The organism is Rhodothermales bacterium (assembly GCA_034439735.1).
Lineage (GTDB): Bacteria > Bacteroidota > Rhodothermia > Rhodothermales > JAHQVL01 > JAWKNW01.
On record JAWXAX010000085.1, the window covers coordinates 1 to 4,485 of the forward strand.

6 protein-coding genes are annotated in these 4,485 nt (G+C 63.9%); 2 read left to right on the forward strand and 4 right to left on the reverse strand.

Translation table 11 applies throughout. The annotated features are described in order from the left end of the window. Positions 1-384 (reverse strand): hypothetical protein (locus SH809_06925; protein MDZ4699419.1); only part of this gene is annotated, 384 nt, incomplete at its 3' end. A gap of 151 nt (positions 385-535) precedes the next feature. On the opposite strand from SH809_06925, the gene SH809_06930 reads away from it, so the two are divergent. Further along, positions 536-1,840 carry an HD domain-containing protein gene (locus SH809_06930; GenBank protein ID MDZ4699420.1) on the forward strand — a complete coding sequence of 435 codons (1,305 nt, stop codon included), beginning with the start codon at positions 536-538 and terminating at the stop codon, positions 1,838-1,840. A gap of 17 nt (positions 1,841-1,857) precedes the next feature. Then, positions 1,858-3,264: a tryptophanase gene (locus SH809_06935; GenBank protein ID MDZ4699421.1), complete on the forward strand. Its 1,407-nt coding sequence runs from the start codon at positions 1,858-1,860 to the stop codon at positions 3,262-3,264. A gap of 14 nt (positions 3,265-3,278) precedes the next feature. Here the strand turns inward: SH809_06935 and SH809_06940 are convergent, their stop codons facing one another. From SH809_06940 to SH809_06950, 3 genes are all read right to left on the reverse strand, one after another. Then, complete coding sequence (locus SH809_06940) at positions 3,279-3,512, reverse strand: hypothetical protein (GenBank protein ID MDZ4699422.1); 234 nt, start codon at positions 3,510-3,512, stop codon at positions 3,279-3,281. A 13-nt stretch (positions 3,513-3,525) separates the two neighbouring features. Continuing rightward, positions 3,526-4,167 (reverse strand): hypothetical protein, encoded by a 642-nt coding sequence (locus tag SH809_06945; protein MDZ4699423.1) that lies wholly within the window; start codon positions 4,165-4,167, stop codon positions 3,526-3,528. A 70-nt stretch (positions 4,168-4,237) separates the two neighbouring features. Continuing rightward, positions 4,238-4,485 (reverse strand): hypothetical protein (locus SH809_06950; protein ID MDZ4699424.1); only part of this gene is annotated, 248 nt, incomplete at its 5' end.

Sequence of the window (4,485 nt, forward strand, 5' to 3'; positions counted from 1 at the left end):
CCGGGCCGGCCCGGTGTGCTCCTGCCATCCCGAAAGCCAGAAAAATGCCGATGCGATTAGGTCTTCCTCCCCTACATCGCCAAACAAGAGCGGGTATCGCTCCCCTTCCCGCTCGATCCACCGGACGCTCTCAGCGGCATATGGCTCCTCCGATGCAAAAAAGGCCGGCGTCGCCTCGTCGAGCCGCACCGCCACCGTGTGCGGGCCGGCGACGGCGGCCGGCTCCGGACCATAATAGAGCGCCGGCCCCATCAGGTAGGCGCGATCGACCCACCGCGGCTCGGCCCCGAGCCCACGAAGCAGCGCGCGGATGGCGTAGCAGGCCTTCGGCGCATACGCCGGGGGAGCCTCGACACAACAGGGGAGTACGAGAGGCTGTGGCATGATGGTGGCATGATGGTGGCATGATGGTGGTATTGCGGTGGCGGGTCGGTACGAAGACCCGCTAGATCGAACGTCCTTACGAGGGGCTCTTAATATGATCTTACGACTAAACGCCGATGCACCAGGAGCGGGGAATCCACACGCTAAAATCGTGGCAGACCCCGTCCACGGCTTTATCTCGGTGCCCAGGAAGGATATTCTCCCACTCATTCAAACGCCCGAGGTTCAACGCCTCCGCCGGATTCGCCAGCTGGGTGTGGGCAACTTCGTATTCCCGGGCGCTGAACACTCCCGCTTCAGCCACGCCCTCGGCGCCATGGCGCTCATGCAGGAGACGATCCTGACCCTTCGCGGTAAAGATACGCCAATCGACGCGGAAGAAGAGACGGCGGCGCTCATCACGGCCCTGCTGCACGACATCGGCCACGGGCCGTTTTCTCATTCACTCGAACATATCCTGATTACCGACTTCGAACACGAGCAGATGAGCCGCGCCCTGATCGTACAGATCAACGAGCGACTTGGCGGTGCGCTCGACCGTGCGCTCCAGATGTTCGACAACACGTACCACCGCCCCTTTTTCCACCAGCTCATCTCGAGTCAGCTGGACATGGACCGGCTGGATTACCTCCGGCGGGACTCGTACTTCACCGGCGTCGTCGAAGGCAAAGTGGGCGTGCAGCGCATCATCAAGTCGATGCTCGTCTACCCCACCGCCGGCCAGGCCGACAGCCGCGTGGTCATCGAACCCCGCGGCATCTACCCGGTCGAGAATTTCCTTTTCGCCCGCCGGCTCATGTACTGGCAGGTGTATCTCCACAAAACCGTCCTCGCGGGCGACCACCTGCTGCAGGGCATCCTGCACCGCGTCCGACGCTTGCTCCGCGCCGGCGATACCGACGTGGCCTCCCTCGGCGCGCCGGCGCTGCTGTTTTTCCTACAGCACGACATCGTCGGTCGCGATATCCAGGACCCGCACGTCCGCGCCGTGTTCTGCGAGCTCGACGATTCGGACATTGTCTACAGCGTGAAGCGATGGGCGCACCACCCGGATCCGATTCTGGTGGATCTCTGCCGGCGCTTCAACACCCGCGATTTCCTCCGCGTCCGCTTCCTCGGCCATGAGGCCACCCCCGACGAACGGGGCGAATGGGAGGCCCACGTGACGGATTGGATGATCGAACAGGGCCTCACCACCCGGCGGGACGCCGCGTCCGACCTCCCCTATTACCTCGGGCTCGACCGCTCCGGCCACGCCGCCTACGTCTACGACAACGGGGGCGGGATCGATGTGCTCATGCCCGAAACTGGCATCCAGGAGCTGTCCACCGTGACGGACACGGCCGCGATCTCGTCACTCACCCAGTTTGTCGAAAAACCCTACGTCTGTTACCCGAAGGAGGTAAGGCTCTCCTTTGCTCCCCTGGAGCACCACGAAGACAGCCGGTCGGTATAGCCGGCGTCCTTCCCCGCATGAAAACCATCATCGAGCCCTTCCGCATCAAGTCCGTCGAACCCATCCGGATGACGTCGCGCGGAGAACGAGAAGCCTATATCCGAAACGCCCACTACAATCTCTTTTCCCTGAAGGCGGAAGATGTGTTGATCGACCTGCTGACGGACTCGGGCACCTCGGCCATGAGCGCCGGGCAATGGGCCGGCATCATGCGGGGCGACGAAAGTTACGCCGGTTCCTCCTCCTACCACCGGTTTGAGGCGGCCGTGAAGGATCTGATGCCCTTCAACCACATCATCCCCACCCACCAGGGCCGCGCGGCGGAGCGCATCCTGTTCTCCATCGTCGGCGGCGCCGGGCAGCGGATCCCCAACAACACGCATTTCGACACCACCCGCGCCAACATCGAAGCCAGCGGCGCGGAGGCCGTCGACCTCGTCATCCCCGAAGGCCTCGACCCGGCGAACGAGCACCCGTTCAAAGGCAACATCGACATCGACCGCCTGGATGCCTTCCTCACGGCCCACGGCGCCAGCGTCCCGCTTGTCATGATCACCATCACCAACAACTCCGGCGGCGGCCAGCCCGTCTCGATGGCCAACCTGCGCGCCGCCCGGGCCGTGTGTGATCGCCACCACAAGCCGCTATTCGTGGATGCCTGTCGGTTTGCCGAAAATGCCTACTTCATCAAACTCCGCGAACCCGGCTACGCCGACCGCTCCGTCCGGGATATCGTTCGGGAGATGTTCTCGTACGCCGACGGGATGACCATGAGCGCGAAAAAGGACGGGCTGGTAAACATGGGCGGGTGGCTCGCCCTGAACGACGACGACTGGGCCCAGGCGGCCAGCAACCTGCTCATCCTCACCGAGGGCTTCCCTACGTACGGCGGTCTGGCCGGCCGCGATCTCGAAGCTATCGCGGAGGGCCTGAAAGAGGTGATCGATGAAGATTACCTGGCCTACCGCCTGACCTCCACCCGGTATCTCGGCGACGCCCTCACCTGGATGGGCATCCCCATCATCCGGCCCGTCGGCGGGCACGCCGTGTATGTAGACGCCCGATCTCTCCTCCCACACATCCCTCCCCTGGAGTATCCCGGCCAGTCGCTTGCCGTGGCGCTCTACCTCGCCGGCGGCATCCGCAGCTGCGAAATCGGCAGCGTGATGTTCGGCCTCCAGCCCGACGGCTCGGAGCAGCCGGCAAAGATGGAACTCGTCCGCCTCGCCATCCCACGCCGCGTATACACCCAGAGCCACATCGACTACGTGATCGAGTGCTTCGAGGAAGTGGTCGCCCACCGTGAGCGCCTGCGCGGGTATCGAATCACCCATCAACCGCCGGCCCTCCGCCACTTCACCGCCCACTTCGAACCCCTACGTCCCCTCGACCCTCTTCTCAAATCGCCAATCGCTAATCGCTAATCCCGAATCGCTAATCAATCCTCCGCCTCCAGCGAATCCAGCGCGGCCTTGTAGTTGGACGCGGTGACGGGCGGAGCGGGCGCTTCCGGCTCGTCGGGCGCCAGGAGGATGGAGAGATCTTCGGCGCTCAACGAATCGGTTTCGATAGGCACGACGGCGGCGGGCGCCTCGGGTGCGGCGGGCTCCGGCGTTCCCGCGCAGCCGGCGAGGCAAAGGGTCAGGAATACAGCGTAATGGGCAGTTTTCATTGAATAACCTGGATCAACGGTTGTCGCTTCGCGTGGAGTCGCGTTGTCCACGTGCTTCTCGTTCAGGGCGTTCGGCCCCTTCGCCGCCATCACGTAGTCGCGCCATGCGCCGTTCGAGATCGGCGAGTTGCTGGATCTTCTTTGTGTGCACCTCCGCCTCCTTTTCGACGAGCAACTCCACCCGCGCCAGCGCCTCGGTGTCGTTCTGCTCCTTCGCGACGGTTCGGATTTCTTCGATGCGGGCCAGGCGTCGCTGGTGCCGCTCCTGTTCGCGTTGGCGGGCGCTTTCCATGCGGTCGGCGAGCATGGTCATCCGGTCGACGCGGGTCGTCCGGGTGGAATCGAGCCGGCCGGCGTTGTCCTCTCCCCGATTACGCACCGTCCGCGCCGTGCTGTCCGCCCGTGCCCCTGCTCGTTCGCCGCGTTGCCCTGCCTCCTGGGCCGTGCTGTCCGCCGCGCCCTCGACATCCTCGCGGCGCTGACGCCCCTCGCGTTCGGCGTCCCGTTGCGTACGCGCGGCCGCGTCCTGAGCCTGTTTGCCGCGTGATGTGTCTTCCGTGCGCGCCGGACGGTCCTGCGCCGTCGAGGTCGCCGGTACCGTCAGCCAGCAGAGTACTGCCACGAGGGTGATGAAGTGATTCCAGCTAAAGAGCATGTGTGATGGCCGATTAAAAATCAAAAAATGTACTCGGAGAAACGTTTAACCTTAAAACGTTCAACGCATCTTATACATCCGCCTGCGTGAAGCGATTATCGATAAGTCGCCACGCGCCGCCGACATTGCGGTTACGGAGGGGCTCGGGTAACGCGGAATCGGGAAAATTCTGATAGCAGATCGGGCGAGCGAAGCGGAAGATGGCCCCGGTGCCGATCGACGTAAAGTGGCTGTCGGTGGTGGCCGGGTAGGGTCCGCCGTGGTGCATGGCGGCGCAGACCTCGATGCCTGTCGGGAAGCCGTTAAAGACGATGCGGC

Coding starts and splice junctions, on each gene's coding strand:
- SH809_06945 (MDZ4699423.1), bottom strand. CDS start 4,167: ATGCTCTTTAGCTGGAATCACTTCATCACCCTCGTGGCAGTACTCTGC.
- SH809_06940 (MDZ4699422.1), bottom strand. CDS start 3,512: ATGAAAACTGCCCATTACGCTGTATTCCTGACCCTTTGCCTCGCCGGC.
- SH809_06935 (MDZ4699421.1), top strand. CDS start 1,858: ATGAAAACCATCATCGAGCCCTTCCGCATCAAGTCCGTCGAACCCATC.